Below are 16,819 nucleotides of genomic sequence, written 5' to 3' on the forward strand. Positions count from 1 at the left end.
GCCAGAGCGGCCAGGAGCCGCGCCATGTCTGAGCCCATCTGCCTGAACGCCGGCCTGTCACGACCGCGTGCGCTGGCGCGCCTGATCATCTACAGCCTTATCGGGCTAGTGCTGTTCTTCGTGCCTTTCGACATCGCCGGCCGTTCGACCATCCTTCTTGACCATGCCGCCAGCGCTCTGCAACAGCATGCGCGACCGGCGGTGATCGGCCTGGCGCTGCTGTTCATGCTCTGGGGTGCGCTGGCGCCCTGGCTCGACGGTAGCTGGCGCAGAAGCGCGACCCACCGGGTATTCAGCGTGCTCAAGGTGGCCGGCCTGCTGATCGGCGTGGCCTACCTGCTGCACCTCGGCCCGGACGCGCTGTTCCAGCCGGACATGCTGCCGTTTTTGTTCGACAAGCTGGTGCTGAGCCTGGCACTGATCGTGCCGCTGGGCTCGTTGGCGCTGGTGTTCCTGATCGGCTTCGGCCTGCTGGAGTTGATCGGCGTGCTGATGCAGCCGGTGATGCGGCCGATCTGGCGTACCCCGGGCAAGTCGGCCATCGACGCTGTGGCCTCCTTCGTCGGCAGCTACTCGGTGGGCCTGCTGATCACCGACCGCATGTACCAGCAGGGCCACTACAGCGTGCGCGAAGCGGCGATCATCGCTACCGGCTTCTCCACCGTGTCCGCGCCGTTCATGGTGATCATCGCCAAGACCCTTGGCCTGATGGAACAGTGGAATCTGTACTTCTGGGGCGCCATGGCGGTGACCTTCGCCGTCACCGCCATCAGCGCGCGCATCTATCCGTTGTCGCGGATGCCCTCGGAAGCCACTCCCGAGCCGGCTCTGCAGCCCGGTGAAAGCCGTCTGGGCAGCGCGTGGCGCGCCGGCATGCAGCAGGCCAGCGTCGCCCCCTCGCTGGGCTCGGCGCTGCGCGAAACCTTCGCCGATGGCCTGCGCATGACCTCCGCGATCCTGCCGAGCATTCTCGCCGTCGGCCTGCTCGGCTTGCTGGCCGCCAAGTACACCCCGCTGTTCGACACCCTCGGCGTGCTGCTCTACCCGCTGACCTGGCTGTTCGGCCTGGAAGAACCCATGCAGGTGGCCCGCGCCATTTCCGCCGGCCTGGCGGAGATGTTCCTGCCGGCGATGCTGCTCAAGGACGCCGACGTGCTGGTGAAGTTCGTCACCGCCATCGTCTCGGTCAGCAGCGTGCTGTTCCTCTCCGCCTCGATTCCCTGCGTGCTGGCCACGCGGATCCCGCTGAGCCTTGGCCAACTGCTGCTGATCTGGCTGCAGCGGACTCTGCTCAGCCTGCTGTTGGCCATCCCCCTGGCCTATCTCGCGCAATTTCTCGGCTGGCTCTAGGCCGCCATTCATCCGAACTTCACAGGAGCCTGCAACATGACCATCAAGTTCCGCGATATCGAAATCCGTGCTCCGCGCGGCACCCAGCTGAACGCCAAGAGCTGGCTGACCGAGGCGCCGCTGCGCATGCTGATGAACAACCTCGACCCGGACGTTGCCGAGAACCCCAGGGAACTGGTGGTCTACGGTGGCATCGGTCGCGCCGCGCGCAACTGGGAGTGCTACGACAAGATCGTCGAGACCCTCAAGGAACTGAACGACGATGAGACCCTGCTGGTGCAGTCCGGCAAGCCGGTCGGTGTGTTTCGCACACACCGTGACGCGCCGCGGGTGCTGATCGCCAACTCCAACCTGGTGCCGCACTGGGCCAACTGGGAACACTTCAACGAGCTGGACGCCAAGGGCCTGGCCATGTATGGCCAGATGACCGCCGGCAGCTGGATCTACATCGGCAGCCAGGGCATCGTCCAGGGCACCTACGAGACCTTCGTCGAAGCCGGCCGCCAGCACTACGGCGGTAACCTGACCGGCCGCTGGGTACTCACCGCCGGCCTCGGCGGCATGGGCGGCGCCCAGCCGCTGGCCGCCACCCTGGCCGGTGCCTGCTCGCTGAACATCGAGTGCCAGCAGTCGAGCATCGACTTCCGCCTGCGGACCCGCTATGTCGACGAGCAGGCCACTGATCTGGACGACGCCCTGGCACGCATCGCCAAGTACACCCGCGAAGGCAAGGCCATCTCCATCGCCCTGCACGGCAACGCCGCCGAGATTCTGCCGGAACTGGTGCGCCGCGGCGTGCGTCCGGACATGGTCACCGACCAGACTAGTGCCCATGACCCGCTCAACGGCTATCTGCCGATCGGCTGGACCTGGGAGCAGTACCGCGACCGTGCGCAGACCGACCCCGCAGCCGTGGTCAAGGCCGCCAAGCAGTCGATGGCCGTGCACGTGCAGGCCATGCTCGACTTCCAGAGGATGGGCGTGCCGACCTTCGACTACGGTAACAACATCCGCCAGATGGCCAAGGAAGAGGGCGTGGAAAATGCCTTCGATTTCCCCGGCTTCGTCCCGGCCTACATCCGCCCGTTGTTCTGCCGCGGCATCGGCCCGTTCCGCTGGGCGGCGCTGTCCGGCGACCCCGAGGACATCTACAAGACCGACGCCAAGGTCAAGGAACTGATCCCGGACGACGCCCACCTGCACCGCTGGCTGGACATGGCCCGCGAGCGCATCAGCTTCCAGGGCCTGCCGGCGCGTATCTGCTGGGTCGGTTTGGGCCTGCGCGCCAAGCTCGGCCTGGCCTTCAACGAAATGGTGCGTTCGGGTGAACTGAGCGCGCCGGTGGTGATCGGCCGTGACCACCTCGACTCCGGCTCGGTTGCCAGCCCCAACCGCGAGACCGAGGCGATGGCCGACGGCTCCGATGCCGTGTCCGACTGGCCGTTGCTCAACGCCCTGCTCAACACCGCCAGCGGCGCCACCTGGGTCTCGCTGCACCATGGTGGCGGCGTGGGGATGGGCTTCTCCCAGCACTCGGGTGTGGTGATTGTCTGTGACGGTACTGACGAGGCGGCTGCACGCATCGCCCGCGTGCTGACCAACGACCCGGGCACCGGGGTGATGCGTCACGCCGACGCCGGCTACCAGATCGCCGTCGACTGCGCCCGTGAGCAGGGTCTGAAACTGCCGATGATCGGCTGAGCGTCCGGGCAGGAAGCGCTTCCTGCCCGACCATTTACCGTTACCCGGGCCCGGCCGTTTGCGTCATCATCCGGCCAGGCCTGTGAGCCCCGAACAAGCCCGTGGAAGGACACTCGATGAACATCCTGAATCTGAAACCCGGCCAGCTGACCCTGGCCGACCTGCGCGCAGCCTACCAGGCTCCCGTGCAACTGACCCTGGACGCCAGCGCCTATCCGGCGATCGAGGCCAGTGTCGCCTGCGTCGAGAACATCATTGCCGAAGGCCGCACGGCTTACGGCATCAACACCGGCTTCGGCCTGCTGGCGTCGACCCGCATCGCCAGCGATGATCTGGAAAAGCTGCAGCGCTCGCTGGTGCTGTCCCATGCCGCCGGTATCGGCGAGGCGCTGAGTGACGCCATGGTGCGTCTGATCATGCTGCTGAAGATCAACAGTCTGGCGCGCGGCTTCTCCGGCATCCGCCGCAAGGTGATCGAGGCGCTGATCGCCCTGGTCAATGCCGAGGTCTATCCGCACATTCCGCTGAAGGGCTCGGTCGGCGCGTCCGGCGATCTGGCACCGCTGGCGCACATGTCGCTGGTGCTGCTGGGTGAGAGCCAGGCGCGGCACAAGGGCCAGTGGCTGCCGGCGAATGAGGCGCTGGCGATTGCCGGCCTGGAGCCGATGACCCTGGCCGCCAAGGAGGGCCTGGCTCTGCTCAACGGCACCCAGGTATCCACCGCCTATGCCCTGCGCGGGCTGTTCGAGGCCGAGGATCTGTACGCCGCCGCCAGCGTCTGCGGTGCGCTGAGCGTTGAGGCGCTGCTGGGTTCGCGCTCGCCGTTCGATGCGCGCATTCACGCCGCCCGTGGCCAGCGTGGGCAGATCGATGCGGCCGCCGCCTTCCGTCATCTGCTCGGCGACAGCAGCGAGATCGGCCGCTCCCACGCCGCCTGCGACAAGGTGCAGGACCCGTATTCGCTGCGTTGCCAGCCGCAGGTGATGGGCGCCTGCCTGACCCAGCTGCGCCAGGCCGCCGAGGTGCTGCAGATCGAGGCCAACGCCGTGTCCGACAACCCGCTGGTGTTCGCCGCCGAAGGCGAGGTGATTTCCGGCGGCAACTTCCACGCCGAGCCGGTGGCCATGGCCGCTGACAATATCGCTCTGGCCATCGCCGAAATCGGTTCGCTTTCCGAGCGACGCATCTCGCTGATGATGGACAAGCACATGTCGCAGCTGCCGCCGTTCCTGGTGGCCAATGGCGGGGTCAACTCCGGCTTCATGATCGCTCAGGTCACCGCCGCAGCCCTGGCCAGCGACAACAAGGCGCTGGCCCACCCGCACAGCGTCGACAGCCTGCCCACCTCGGCCAACCAGGAAGACCACGTGTCGATGGCACCGAACGCCGGCAAGCGCCTGTGGGACATGGCCGAGAACACTCGCGGCATCCTCGCCGTCGAGTGGCTTGGTGCCTGTCAGGGGCTGGACTTCCGTGAGGGACTCAAGAGCACGCCGCTGCTGGAGCAGGCGCGCCAGGCGCTGCGCGCGCGGGTGCCGTACTACGTCGAGGACCGCTTCTTCGCTCCGGACATCGCCGAAGCCAACGAACTGCTGGCCGAACGCGTGCTGACCCCGCTGCTGCCGTCCGGGCTGCTGCCGTCGCTGAGCTGAGGTAGGCTGCTGCCTCTCCCGCGCGTGGGAGAGGTAGCGGGTAGGGTGGAAAACGCCGTAGGCTTTTCCACCTGTTGGCGCCGGTGTAAATCGCTGCGCGGATTTCCACCCTACGGATGTATCCGCGGTTTTCTCCGCTATCATCCGTCGCGACCGGGCCATTCCAAGGAGCTTCCGTGACCAGCAACACCCCACGCTACAAGGCCATCGAGGCGTTTCTGCTCGAACGCATCCAGAGCGGCGCCTACCCGGTCAATCACCAGATTCCGCCAGAGGAACAACTGGCCCGGGATTTCTCCGTCAGCCGCATGACCGCCAACAAGGCGATTCAGAATCTGGTGCAGAAGGGTTACCTGATGCGTCAGGCCGGACTGGGGACTTTCGTTACGGATCGCAAGGCCGAATCGTCACTGCACGAGGTGATGAACATTGCCAGTGAAGTGCGTGCCCGGGGGCATGTCTACAGCAATCGGGTGATTCGCTGCGAGGCGCTGGCTGCCGATGACGAGGTGGCCCTGCGCCTGGGCCTGCGCCTGGGGGCGGAAGTGTTTCACAGCATTCTGGTGCACCTGCAGGACGAGCTGCCGATTCAGTTGGAGGATCGTTTCGTCAACCCGCGCTGGGTGCCGCACTATCTCGACAGCGACTTCACCCGGCAGACACCCAATGAGGTGCTGGTGGCCAGTTGCCCGATCTCTGATGTCGAGCACGTGGTGGAAGCCGTGCTGGTGGATGCCGTCACCGCCGGGCTGCTGCAGATCGATCCGGCCATGCCCTGCCTGAGCGTGATCCGTCGCACCTGGTCCGACGACCACCTGGTCAGTTATGCACGGCTGATCCACCCGGGCGAGCGCTATAAACTGCGCTCGCTGCACAAGCGCCGTCGCTAAACGGGCGGCTAAGGCTTCAGTCGACGATTTCCGTATCGACCAGTGCCGGATCGTCGATGAAACGGTTGCGGATGCCCTGCAGTGCCTCGATCCGATCGTTGCGCACGCGCTCCTGCTCGTCCGGTGGATCCAGTCGGTGCCAGGCCTTGTACATGGCTACCGGGCCGTAAATCGGCAGGTCGTATTCGACGTGCATATAGAAGATGGCCCGAGCGATATTGCCCTTGGCGTCATCACGTGGCTCGAACGACTGGAAGCTGGTCTTCAGTTCGCAGCCGATGTCGCTGAAGCGGCTGTCGATGTCGTTGCTCAGCTCGGCGAACTGGGCATTGCGGCGAACCAGCTCGACCCGTGCCAGGGACGGGTAGTAGTTGTGCAGGTCGGCGGTGATATAGGGGTAGCGCGGGTTCATGATCGTGCATTGGCGATCCGTGATGCAGCGTAGTGCGCTCTTGAGCTGCTTGCTGCTGTAGATCGGGCTTGCGCTCAGGGTGCCATCCCCGCGACTGAATGGCTGGCCGCAATACAGCGTATGGCCGCCCTGACTGTAGAGCTCCTGCCAGAAGGACTGTTCGATAGCCTGTTTGACGTCGCCAAGCTGGTATTGCCCCCCGGCGCCAGCAGGCAGGCTGAAACCGGTGGCCAGGCAGCCGATAAGCAGGGTGAGTGTGCGCATGTTCGAACCCCCCTTGTGCTGTCGCCGTGGTCGGCGACTGTTGTTGTTGGAAGTGCCAGCGGAAATGCTGCTGGCAGCATCGGGCAGTCTAGCAAGCGTGCGTCACAGAAAAGTATCGGCGCAAAGCCGAGCTGCTCCGGGGAAATGCCAAGCGTTTCTCGTTTTGCCTCCGTGTAAGTCATGTCTTACACGATGTCTCGCCGATGACTACTGTTGCAGAGCAATTGGCGGGCGTACTCTGAATTCAATGGATTTGGCGCAGGAAGCGCATCTATAAACAGGGACACTCGGGACAGCCACCGGGACGGTGTGCAGATCAAGGATGTCAGGACAACAGTTTGCAAGGCCCCGCATTCGCGGGGTTTTCTTTTTTCAGTGTTCGGCACGAACGCATGATGCCCCGCCAGTGACCGCAGGCGGCACGATCCGCACCGACTTACCAGCCCTGGGTTTCCTCGCCTCGATTCTGAGAGCTGCTCAGGCCGCCCGCTGAGCCTTCTGCAATTGCTCGAACCAGTCCAGCACCTCGTCCCACAGGCGTTGTGCTGCCGGGCGGAAATAGCCCATGTGCCCGAGGTTGCCCAGCCCTTCAGCGCGGGAGTCGAGCGTGCGCGCCTGGTAGGGAGCATTGCTGTAGGCGGCCATGAAGGCGTCGCGCGAGGCTGGTGGTGCCCACAGGTCGTCCAGCGAATTCAAGGCCACGATGGGAGTGGTAACGCGAGCGAAGCGCTCGGCCAGACCTGGCATCTGCGGGTCGTCGAAGAAATAGCGCGGGTAACGGCACCAGCGTTTCCACTGTCGATAGACGCCCAGCGGCAGATCCTCGCCCATGCCCAGCTTGCTCCAGGCCAGGTAGCCCTTGTAGCGGGTCATCAGCGGGCCGATCAGCCGCCACATTGCCAATACTCGGATCTGCTCGGCCTTCGGCATCCAGCCGTGCCAGCCGGCACCGGTGCCGAAGGTGTAGAAGCCAGTCACTTCGGCATGGTTGGGCAGCAGGCCGAAGGCATGGCCGCCGAAGGAATGGCCGACCATGAACAGCGGTCGCTCGGGGTGGCGGTGCTGATCCACCGCTGCAGCCAGGTCGAGACGCGCCCAGTCCAGATACTCCATCTCGAAACCTCGCAGGCTTTCCGGGCGGGACTGACCGACACCGCGATAATCCAGCGTCAGGGTGGTAAAGCCGCGGCTGGCGGCGTGTTCGGCAAAGCGCCGGTAAAAGCCCTGCGGTACCCCGGTGGCGCCGGCCACCAGCAGTTGTGCGCGGGGTTGCTCGGCGTGATAACGGTTGGCGCTCAACTGATAGTCGTCCAGCGCGAGCAGGGGCAGGGTTTCACGGCGAACTGGCGTGGTCATGCGGATTTGGCCTCCGGACGCTGGCGGGTCAGTTGGATAAGCGTGGTAACGGCCTGGTGCAGCGGTGCTCCGTCGCCGGCGACGCGAGCCTGTAGCAGACCGCCTTCATAAAGGGCGACGAACAGCGACGCCAGACCGGCGGCCTGGGCATAGCCATGGCGCTGCAACTGGTCTTCGAGCACCTGGCGGATGGTGGCGAAGGCTCTGGCCAGTGCGGCGCGGATGGCCTGATCCTGCGGGCCGCTTTCCAGTGCGATGGTGGCCAGTGGGCAGCCGAGCTCGAAGTCGCTGTCCTGCAGCTGTGTCATGCTGTTCTGTAACCATTGGGCCAGTGCCTCCAGTGGCTCGGGATGGCGATGGAACAGGTTGGTGAAGGCCTGCTGGACGCGTTCAGCGACCTGCTCGATGGCGGCCACTGCCAGATCCGTCTTGCCGCCCGGGAAATGGTGGTAGAGGCAACCCTTGGGCAAATCGGCGCTTGCCAGCAGTTTACTCAGGCCGATGCCATGCAGGCCCTTGCGTTGCAAGGCGTCGATCATGCTATCGATCAGTTTGTCGCGTGTGGTCGTGTGCATGGCAGAAATTCTCTGGACCATTCGGTCTAATGGCCAGCGACATTCCTGCCAGGTTTGGCGGCGTATCAGCCGGTCTCCCAGGCTCCGTCCAGCGCCGTGCGCAGCAATTCGATCATCGCCTGCTGGCGCTGGGCATCGCGGTAAACCAGGCCCACCTGCAGTGGAATGCGCGGCTCACTCAGCGGTTTCCATAGCAGGCCGCTACGGGCATGCATCTGCCGCGCCCGCCCCGGCAGCACGCTGGCCAGGGTGGTGTGCGGCAGGCTGTCGAGAATCCCGCTCATATGGTTCAGTTCGGCCTGTACCTGTGGCCGACGGCCAAGTAGTGCGAGCTGCTCCTGCCAGATCTGGCGGATGCGGAATTCTTCGCCGAGCAGCAGCATTGGTAATTCCGCCGCCTGGCTAAGTGAAACCTTGCGAAATTCGCGCAGGGGATGATTCTCCGGCACCACCAGCTGCAGCTCGTCCTCGTATAGCGCCAGGCTGTGCAGGCCTGGCTGACGTGGTGGCAGGAAACCGATACCGATGTCCAGGCTGCCGCTAAGCAGACGCCGTTCGATGTCCACTCCCGACAGTTCGTAGAGTTTGACCACCAGTTGCGGCTGCGCCTGGTGCAGCCGCTCCAGCAGCAGCGGTACCAAGCTGGCGTTGACCGTCTGCAGTACGCCAATGGACAGGCTGCGTGGACCCGGTCCGCGGAAACTGCGCAGTGCCTCGCGCGCGCGCTCCATGCCGTCGAGCAGGGGTACGGCATGGTTGTACAGCGTATGGGCAGCCAGGGTCGGCAGCAGGCGCCTGCCGCTGCGCTGGAACAGGCCGACGTCCAGCTCACCTTCCAGTTGGCGGATTTGCTGCGAAAGCGCTGGCTGGGAAATGCTCAGGCGCTCGGCTGCGCGGCCGACATGGCCTTCCTCGTAGAGCGCGACGAAATAGCGGAGCTGGCGAAAATCCATAAGAAAATCTTATGAGTTAATCAGGGAAAACGAAATGTCAAAAAGGTTGGTGCGGCCCTAGTCTAGCAGCATGATCAACAGCCAAGTGGCCGGAGCGGTCAGTGCAGCAGATCGAAATTCTGGGTGTTTTCATAGGTAAAGCCGAAGATATTGGCGGTGGCTTGAGCTGCGTACAACGCAAGCAGCGCCTGCAGCACCGTCTCTGGCTCTGGCCGCAGGGGCTGGGCCAGGACGAACAGGGGGATGCACGTTTTCACGGCGGCCTTGAGCGGGCCGTGCATCACTATCCGGCGGAGCACTACGACTATTGGCGTGCGTTGTACCCGCAACGGGCATGGGCGTTGCCTGAGTTTGGCGAAAATCTCTCCAGTCGCGGGCTGTGTGAAGAGCAGGTATGCATAGGCGACATCTTCCGCTGGGGTGATGCGCTGTTGCAGGTCAGCCAGCCGCGCTCGCCATGTTATCGACTCAAGCGTCTCCAGGCTGATGCGGATCTGCCCCAGATAGCGCAGGACAGTGGCCGTTGCGGCTGGTTTTATCGTGTGCTCAAGCCCGGCTTCGCCAGTGCCGAGCTGCCCTTTCAACTGGTACAGCGTAGCTATCCGGGGCTGAGCGTGGCGCAGGCACTGCATCATTTCTATCACTTCCCCATGGAGCGCGCGGGCCTCCAGCAACTGCAGGGCTGTCTGGCGCTGTCTGCCCGCTGGCGCGAGATTGTCGCGCAGCGGCTGAAGACTGGCCGCCTGGAAGACTGGTCGGCGCGTCTGTCGGGCCAGCCCCTGGAGGGTGCGCAGGTCAGCGAGGAACGTCGCTATGCGTGATCTGATGGCCCGCCTGCACCTGATGGGGGAGCGCAGTGGCCCGCTGTTCGTGCGTGGCCAGGGTTCCTGGCTGTGGGATGCAGAAGGGCGAGCCTTCCTTGATTTTGATCAGGACCAGGGCGCCAACAGCTTTGGACACAGCCCGAGCCTGCTGCTGGCGGCCCTGCACCGGCAGGCGGAATTGCTGATCAGTCCCGGTCGTGGCCAGTGCAGTCGTGGTCAGCTCAAGTTGGCCGCGCAACTGTGTCAGGCTGTCGGCAGCGAGCGGGTAACCTTCTGCAGCGATGCCCGCCAGGCTGCTGCCCTGGCTGTACGTCTGGCGCTGCACTGGGCGAGCGAGCAGAACCCGGAGGCCGACAGCCTGGTACTGGTAGAGGGCAACTCGTTCGGACCCTTGCCGGAGACTGTTGCCGGCCGCGTACTAAAGGTGTCGTTCAATGATCTTGACGCTCTGGCGGCAGCGCTTGATTCACGTTGCGCCGCCGTGCTGATCGAGCCGGTGCAACAGGCGGCCGGAGTGGTGCCGGCCACCCTGGAATACCTGCAGGGCGCGCAGCGGCTATGCCGCGAGCAGGGCGCCGTACTGATCCTAGATGAGGCTGGCAGTGGCATGGGACGTTGTGGAACTCTGCTGGCTGAGGAGCTGTACGGCGTGCGCGCCGACCTGTTGATTCTGGGTAACGGTCTGGCCGGAGGGCTGCCACTGGCAGCGCTGCTGGCGCGTGGCCGTATTGCCTCCCAGAGCGATGCCGAGCTGGCTCCGCGCTTTTCCGGTGAGGCTCTGCTGGCAGCTGCAGGGGTGGCAGTACTGAATTCCGTGCTCGAAGGCAGCTTCCTCGCTCAGGTGCGGGAGGTGGCCGGACATCTGCGTGAAGGCCTGGCTCATCTGGCTCGGTGCCATGGTCATGGCCCGCTGCGTGGCCACGGCCTGCTGGTCGGCCTGCCGCTGATCGGCCAGAGCGCCGCAACGGTGCAGCGTGCAGCGTGTGAACAGGGTTTGCTGATCGGCATTGCCCGTGACGACTGCCTGCGACTGACGCCAGCTCTGACCGTTAGTCACGGCAATGTCGAGGAGATGTTGCGTCGCCTGGGACGGGCCCTGCAGTCCGTCGAGAACAATCATGTGGAGGTCGCCTGATGCGCGTCGCCGTCATTCAACACAGTAAGGCTGCCGGCCCGGCAGCCCTCGAGCGTTGGCTTGAGGAACATGAAGTGAGCCGCTACCGGCCCTACGCCGGCAGCGAACTGCCGGATCTGGACGACTTCAGGGTACTGATCCTGCTGGATGCCTCGCTGAGCGTTCACGACGAGCGCGAGCATGCCTGGCTGGCCGAGGAAAAGCGCCTGATCCACCGGGCACTGATGACCCGCAAACGGATTTTTGGTACCGGCTTCGGCGCTCATCTGTTGGCCGAGGCGCTGGGGGCGCGTGTCGGTTCCTGTGCCGACGGCGTGCATATCGGCTGGTGGCAGCTGGAGAAGAATCCGCAGTCGCGCCTGTCGCCGTTGGGACGGATGCTGCCGCAGCGTCTGCTGGCCCTGCACTGGCAACGTGAAGCCTGCAGTCTGCCGCATGGAGCCATCGCCCTGTATGGCTCACCGGCCGGGCCTTTGCAGGGCTTTGTCTGGCAGGAGCGCGCCATAGGCTTGTTGTGCCAGTTGGAGGTCGATGCCGCCGGGCTGGACGAGCGCCTTCGACTGAACAGCGCTGACCTGGATCTGCCGGGGCAGGTGCAGGATCTGGCCAGTATCCGTGATGCCGCCCCGCATTCATCGTCGGCCAGCGCGACCCTGCGTCGCGTACTTGACTACCTTTCCGGCGGCCACGCCCACATGACCTGAACACCCTTTTGCGAGTCTTTCGCAGCGCCTCTGTCTACCGGGGGCGTTTTTTGTTTTCGCAAATACCGCTTCGCCGCGAGGCCCGCACACCTGAGGCCCGGCAGTGTTCGAGTTTCTCAACCTGCTTGGCCGCTTCGGCCGGGCCGAGGGCGAGTTGGCTCAGACGCTGCTGAGCGATAAGCACCTGCTGAGTCGGTTGGCGGATATTGGCAGTGACGGCAGTGCACTGTGGCGCAGCAATGACGGCTTTATTGCCTGCACATGATCGAGGCTCTGGGCAAAATGCAGTGTCTTGCCGCCAGTGGTGCCTGGTGCAGTCGGAGTGACCAGGTGGTGCGGGTGATGACGGTTCACCTCGGCCAGGGACAGCAGGACAACAAGAGCAATTTCCGCAGCTACTACCTAAGCAAAGCCTATCGCAGCTGCGTCATATCCTCGGGGCTCTGACACTGCGACAGGAGTACTGACGTGTTGCCCGGATCTACATCTGTAATGCGAGCCTGAAGTCGTGTGCGCAGGTCTTGGCGTGCGTCTCAACACATCTTTAGCAAAATGGCCAGCATCGAGCATGATTCAGCCGAGCGACATGCAGATCACGCCACTGCACGGCAACGTATAATCATGCCGGATGCCAGCTTGGCCTGGCCGTCCCTGGACTGACCAGCCCGAACTGAATGCTAGCGGAGCGCCAATCGGCGTTCCGTCAGCTGTCAGTGCCTTTCCATGCAAGTCGTCAGCCGGCGTGGCGAGCCACCCACTGCGCAAAGGCATCGATAAACTTCTGCAGGAAGGGGCGAATGCCGTCGCTGAGCGCGCCATCAGTATCAAAGAAACTGCCGGCGCCCCCCAGGTAGGCTTCCGGCTGTTGCAGGACATGCACATCAAGGAACACCAGGCACTGGCGCAGGTGATGGTTGGCGCCAAAACCACCGATGGCACCGGGCGAGGCGCTCAGCACAGCCCCGGGCTTGCCGCTGAAACCACTCTGGCCGTAGGGACGAGAGCCCACGTCGATGGCATTCTTCATCGCACCGGGGATGGAGCGGTTGTATTCCGGCGTGACGAACAGCACGGCGTCGGCAGCCTTCAGCTTGCTGCGGAAGGGGCCGTAGGCGGCTGGCGCGTTATCGCCGTCGGTATCTTCGTTGTATAGCGGCAGGTCGCCGATTTCGACTATCTCCAGTTTCAACTCGGGCGGTGCCAATTCGGCCAGAGCCAGCGCCAGCTTACGGTTGATCGAATCCTTGCGCAGGCTGCCGACCAGCACCGCGACGTTGTAGGGCTTGCTCATGAGAACTCCTGTTCAGTGATGAAAGCGCAAACACCACTATAGACCGCCTCCGCTTCGTGACGTTCGTCCTCGGCCATTGGCCATCAAAGATCGCGAGCACTATCGGGTTTTCGGAAAGAAAAACTGACGTGGGATCGCGGCACGGAGATGGCCGCTCACAGGCGCTTCACCCTGGAGACTGATATCCAGGTCTATTTCTGCGATCCACAAAAGCCCTGGCAGCGAGGGATGAATGAAAACACCAACCGGCAGTACTTCCCGAAGGGAACGGATCTCTCGCATTACTTGCAAGGCGAGCTGGATGAAGTTGCTCGGCAGTTGAATCCACAGCCATTAGCAACTGCGCGCCCAGTATCAACAGGTTCGCCTGAGTTGCGCCAGCGTCAGATGGTGAATAGCCATTTGCAAGGGCAGAGAACAGGTCCGCGGTCAGATGTACAACGTGGGCATGTGCGTCTCTCGTGGCGAATAAATAAGGGCAGTTCTCCTGCCTGATAAGAACGGCCCCACGAAACGATTCCACGGGCGGTGATAACAGGCAGGTGATGCCGGCGCGCTTGATGCTCACCACCAGCGGGTCCTTTGGGGCCGCCAGGGTCACTGCTTCGGTCTTCGGCAGGTTGATCGGGATGGAGTCGGTCAGCAGCGAAGTGGAGGACAGTGAACACCACCAGCATCACTTCCACCAGCGGGGTAACGTTGATCTTGGAGAGGACTTCAACTCTGTCCTGCGTGGAGAAGGCCATGTCAGACGACCGCCTTCCCACCTTGAGGTTGCAGCGGCTTGCGTGCCGGGATGGACCGGAACCTTGAAGCGCTCTTCTGCGCCAGGTTGTAGAAGTTGTCGAGGGCGGCGGCGGTGAGCTTGAGTCAGCGGATGAAGTAGTTGTAATCGGCGCTTAGCTGCTCAGAGTGTTAGCCAGATGGCTCCGAAACCGCGTACTTGCCGGTGAGGCTGCTCTGTGTCACTGCGCCGGCGGATTACAGGCTTTTAAGAATCAGTTCCTTGAAGGCAATGGCAACGGGGTTGAGGGGTTTATTCCGCTTGTGCACAAGGTAGTCGGCGCGCCCGGTGCGGTATTGAAACGGGCCAAGGCGCCGCACTTGTCCGGCTTCGATCATTTCCCGCAGCATGAAGTCCCAGCCCAGTGCCACACCTTGCCCGCGGGTACAGGCATTTAGGGTCAAGGTGACCTGGTTGTAGATCAGCATGTTAGGCGGCGGTGAGTAGGGGCAGTCGAAGTGCTTGAACCAGTCTGCCCAGTTCATCCAGCGCCATTGCTCGGGGTCTAGCTGGATCAGGCGCAACTTGAGCAAATCTGCGGGGCTCTCGATGGCCTGCGGCGGGCATTGCGGTCCATAGATGGGATAGACGACCTCATCAAACAGCTTGGACTTCTCCAGTCCCGGCCAGTTGCCATCCCCATAGAGAATGCCAAAGTCGAAATCTGCGCAGCGACTGGCGTCCATATCATTGCTCGATGTGATGTTGATCGTCACGCCAGGCATGACCTGATTGAATAGCTCGATGCGCGGCACCAGCCAGTAGTGCGCCACCGCCTGTGTACAAATCACACTGACCGAATTGCCGGCATGCGACTGCCGGATGCGCGCCACGCTTTGTTTGAGCGCCAGTAGCAATGGTTGCGAGGCTGCCAGCAGCTCACTGCCGGCAGGGGTCAGGCGCAGTCCCGTTTTGGCACGCTCAAACAGCAGGAAACCCAGGCTTTCTTCCAGGTTGCGCACCTGTTTGCTGACTGCGCTTTGGGTTACGCACAGCTCGTTGGCTGCCTGCGTGAAACTGAGCAGGCGCCCCACCGATTCGAAGTAGGTCAGGGAATGTAGTGGCGGAAGACCGGATGGGTTTGTAATCATAGGAAGCTCTATAGCGCGCGTTTTGGCGATTGGATTGCCTGTTCCTTAAGGTTAGTGCATTCCATATCGTCATGTCTGTATGCCGTAATATCGTTTGTCCGACGCCACTGGCAAGACTTAATGTCAACCCACGCACGTGGAGTCGGTTTATGCAGACGATAAAAAAATTCCCCAAAATTGATGGTGAACTGGGCTGGTATGAAACCTCGCCCGGCAAAGACGCTGTGTTTGGTGAGCGCCTCAAGGGTGTCCAACACGCTGATATCACCATCATCGGCGCCGGTTATACCGGCCTGTCGCTCGCTCATCGCCTGGCGGAGCTGAACCCAGACGCCCGCATCGCGCTGGTCGATGCACTGCGCGTCGGTCAAGGCACCTCGGGGCGCAACGCGGGTTTCATCATCGACCTGCCGCACAACCTGGATGCCGGTGAGCCGGATATTGAGCACGACCAGATGCTCTATCGGCTCAACACCTTTTCCATTTCGCGCCTGCGCGAGTTCAAAGACCGCCATTCGATCGATTGCAACTGGCATCACGCCGGCAAATACATGGCCGCGCATGAAACCAGCAACCTCGAAGGGCTCGACAGCTTTGCCCAGACCCTGCGCAACAACAGCTTCGCATACGAAGATATTTCGGGTGCTGAGCTCAAGCGTCGTTTGGGCACTGAGTACTACCAGCGGGCGATTTACACCCGTGACAACATTCTGATGAACCCCTCTTCGCTGGTGCGCGGCGTGGCCAAAGCGCTGCCAGCCAATGTGCGGGTGTTCGAGCAGAGCCCGATCATTTCCTGTGAATATGGCTCGACCCACGTGGCGCGTAGCGTCGGTGGCGAGATCCGCAGCCGCTGCCTGATTCAGACCACCAACTCGTTCAGCGAAGAGTTCGGCCAGGTGAAAAACCGACTGGCTCCGGTGTTCACCTACGCCAGCCTGACCGAGCCGCTCAGCGACCGCGATTACCACGCCTGCTTCGACGGCGTAGAGCCGTGGGGCCTGACCTCGGCGCATCCGGCCGGCACGACCGTGCGTCTGACCAATGACCGGCGGATCTTCATCCGTAACGTGCTGGACTTCGAGCCCGAGCTGAGCAGCACTCAGCACGGCCTAGAGGCCGCGTGGCAGCAGCATCGCCGTTCGTTCGAACGACGCTTCCCACAACTCACACACATGGTGTTCCAGTACACCTGGGGCGGCATGCTGTGCATGACCATGAATCACCAATCGGTGTTCATGGACTGCGGCGACAGCCTGTATGTCGTCGGCGGTTGTAACGGTGTAGGCGTGGCCAAGGGTACCTACCTGGGTTACTACATGGCCGACTACATCAACCAGAAATCCAGTCCCGAGCTGGATTTCATCCTGGCGCACAGTCAACCCAGCTGGGTGCCACCGGATCCACTGCGCACTATCGGCGCCCGGATCCGACTCAAATATGAATCCCGCAATGCAGGGGGCGACATCTGATGAGCATTACCCGCTATCAAGAATCGGCACGCATGTCACAAGCAGTGTGCTTTGGCCCCCATATCGAGACTGCCGGGCAAGTAGCCAACGACACCACTCAAGGTATCCAGGGCCAAACCCAGCAGGCGCTCGACGCGATCGACGCGCTGTTGGCCGAGGTTGGCGCGAGCAAGGAACACCTGACCCGCATTCAGATCTGGCTGGCTGACATGGACGACTTCAGCGCCATGAATGAGGTGTACGAAAAATGGCTGGACGGCGTGGCTAAACCGGTACGCGCCTGTGTCGGCAGCCAGCTGGTCAGCGGTGGCTACCTCATCGAGGTTCAAGCCTTCGCTTACCGTGCTTAATAAACCCTTACGCTG

16 protein-coding genes and 3 pseudogenes are annotated in these 16,819 nt (G+C 62.9%); 11 read left to right on the plus strand and 8 right to left on the minus strand.

What is annotated here, in order from left to right:
- Positions 1–24 precede the first annotated feature (24 nt).
- The 4 genes from NCCP436_RS10515 (at position 25) to hutC (ending at position 5,593) form a co-directional block, all read left to right on the plus strand.
- The gene (locus NCCP436_RS10515; protein ID WP_220803955.1) at positions 25–1,350 is read left to right on the plus strand and encodes a YjiH family protein; all 1,326 of its coding nucleotides are present in this window, start codon (positions 25–27) and stop codon (positions 1,348–1,350) included.
- A gap of 36 nt (positions 1,351–1,386) precedes the next feature.
- The gene (hutU, locus tag NCCP436_RS10520) at positions 1,387–3,051 is read left to right on the plus strand and encodes a urocanate hydratase (protein ID WP_220803956.1); all 1,665 of its coding nucleotides are present in this window, start codon (positions 1,387–1,389) and stop codon (positions 3,049–3,051) included.
- 116 nt (positions 3,052–3,167) lie between these two features.
- Positions 3,168–4,703, plus strand: coding sequence for a histidine ammonia-lyase (hutH, locus tag NCCP436_RS10525; protein WP_220803957.1), 1,536 nt, complete (start codon positions 3,168–3,170; stop codon positions 4,701–4,703).
- A 176-nt stretch (positions 4,704–4,879) separates the two neighbouring features.
- Positions 4,880–5,593, plus strand: coding sequence for a histidine utilization repressor (gene hutC / locus NCCP436_RS10530; protein WP_220803958.1), 714 nt, complete (start codon positions 4,880–4,882; stop codon positions 5,591–5,593).
- 16 nt (positions 5,594–5,609) lie between these two features.
- Here the strand turns inward: hutC and NCCP436_RS10535 are convergent, their stop codons facing one another.
- From NCCP436_RS10535 to NCCP436_RS10550, 4 genes are all read right to left on the minus strand, one after another.
- Entirely contained in the window at positions 5,610–6,269 is a 660-nt protein-coding gene (locus tag NCCP436_RS10535; RefSeq protein ID WP_220803959.1) for an endonuclease, read from the minus strand.
- Between the two features lie 477 nt (positions 6,270–6,746).
- Positions 6,747–7,625, minus strand: coding sequence for an alpha/beta fold hydrolase (locus NCCP436_RS10540; protein WP_220803960.1), 879 nt, complete (start codon positions 7,623–7,625; stop codon positions 6,747–6,749).
- Positions 7,622–8,200: a TetR/AcrR family transcriptional regulator gene (locus NCCP436_RS10545; protein WP_220803961.1), complete on the minus strand. Its 579-nt coding sequence runs from the start codon at positions 8,198–8,200 to the stop codon at positions 7,622–7,624. The genes NCCP436_RS10540 and NCCP436_RS10545 overlap by 4 nt, the downstream gene beginning before the upstream one ends.
- Before the next feature lie 65 nt (positions 8,201–8,265).
- Positions 8,266–9,153, minus strand: a complete 888-nt coding sequence (locus tag NCCP436_RS10550) for a LysR family transcriptional regulator (RefSeq protein ID WP_220803962.1) — start codon at positions 9,151–9,153, stop codon at positions 8,266–8,268.
- A 101-nt stretch (positions 9,154–9,254) separates the two neighbouring features.
- Here NCCP436_RS10550 and NCCP436_RS10555 point away from each other — a divergent pair, with 101 nt between their 5' ends.
- The 4 genes from NCCP436_RS10555 to NCCP436_RS10570 all read left to right on the plus strand — a co-directional run bounded on the left by NCCP436_RS10555 (position 9,255) and on the right by NCCP436_RS10570 (position 12,081).
- Complete coding sequence (locus tag NCCP436_RS10555) at positions 9,255–9,974, plus strand: MOSC domain-containing protein (protein WP_220803963.1); 720 nt, start codon at positions 9,255–9,257, stop codon at positions 9,972–9,974.
- Positions 9,967–11,112 carry an aspartate aminotransferase family protein gene (locus NCCP436_RS10560; protein WP_220803964.1) on the plus strand — a complete coding sequence of 382 codons (1,146 nt, stop codon included), beginning with the start codon at positions 9,967–9,969 and terminating at the stop codon, positions 11,110–11,112. Before NCCP436_RS10555 ends, NCCP436_RS10560 begins: the two co-directional genes overlap by 8 nt.
- On the plus strand, positions 11,112–11,816 hold the full coding sequence (locus NCCP436_RS10565; RefSeq protein WP_220803965.1) for a type 1 glutamine amidotransferase: 705 nt from the start codon (positions 11,112–11,114) through the stop codon (positions 11,814–11,816). Before NCCP436_RS10560 ends, NCCP436_RS10565 begins: the two co-directional genes overlap by 1 nt.
- A gap of 103 nt (positions 11,817–11,919) precedes the next feature.
- On the plus strand, positions 11,920–12,081 hold the full coding sequence (locus tag NCCP436_RS10570; RefSeq protein WP_220803966.1) for a hypothetical protein: 162 nt from the start codon (positions 11,920–11,922) through the stop codon (positions 12,079–12,081).
- 468 nt (positions 12,082–12,549) lie between these two features.
- Here the strand turns inward: NCCP436_RS10570 and NCCP436_RS10575 are convergent, their stop codons facing one another.
- Positions 12,550–13,107, minus strand: coding sequence for an NADPH-dependent FMN reductase (locus NCCP436_RS10575; protein WP_220803967.1), 558 nt, complete (start codon positions 13,105–13,107; stop codon positions 12,550–12,552).
- Between the two features lie 117 nt (positions 13,108–13,224).
- Here NCCP436_RS10575 and NCCP436_RS17645 point away from each other — a divergent pair.
- Positions 13,225–13,602, plus strand: a pseudogene (locus tag NCCP436_RS17645) (IS30 family transposase); the annotation flags it as partial.
- A gap of 52 nt (positions 13,603–13,654) precedes the next feature.
- On the opposite strand, the pseudogene NCCP436_RS17650 reads toward NCCP436_RS17645, so the two are convergent.
- The 3 genes and pseudogenes from NCCP436_RS17650 to NCCP436_RS10585 form a co-directional block, all read right to left on the minus strand.
- A pseudogene (locus NCCP436_RS17650) lies at positions 13,655–13,853 on the minus strand (biopolymer transporter ExbD); the annotation flags it as partial.
- A 61-nt stretch (positions 13,854–13,914) separates the two neighbouring features.
- Positions 13,915–13,998: pseudogene (locus tag NCCP436_RS17835) on the minus strand (MotA/TolQ/ExbB proton channel family protein); the annotation flags it as partial.
- Positions 13,999–14,088: 90 nt separating this feature from the next.
- Positions 14,089–14,982, minus strand: a complete 894-nt coding sequence (locus tag NCCP436_RS10585; RefSeq protein ID WP_220803968.1) for a LysR substrate-binding domain-containing protein — start codon at positions 14,980–14,982, stop codon at positions 14,089–14,091.
- Positions 14,983–15,131: 149 nt separating this feature from the next.
- Here NCCP436_RS10585 and NCCP436_RS10590 point away from each other — a divergent pair, with 149 nt between their 5' ends.
- Both NCCP436_RS10590 and NCCP436_RS10595 read left to right on the plus strand, forming a co-directional pair.
- Complete coding sequence (locus NCCP436_RS10590; RefSeq protein WP_220803969.1) at positions 15,132–16,454, plus strand: FAD-binding oxidoreductase; 1,323 nt, start codon at positions 15,132–15,134, stop codon at positions 16,452–16,454.
- Complete coding sequence (locus tag NCCP436_RS10595) at positions 16,454–16,804, plus strand: RidA family protein (protein ID WP_375709485.1); 351 nt, start codon at positions 16,454–16,456, stop codon at positions 16,802–16,804. The genes NCCP436_RS10590 and NCCP436_RS10595 overlap by 1 nt, the downstream gene beginning before the upstream one ends.
- The last annotated feature ends 15 nt before the right edge of the window (positions 16,805–16,819 follow it).

This window comes from Pseudomonas sp. NCCP-436 (assembly GCF_019656335.1).
In the GTDB taxonomy this organism is placed as follows: domain Bacteria; phylum Pseudomonadota; class Gammaproteobacteria; order Pseudomonadales; family Pseudomonadaceae; genus Aquipseudomonas.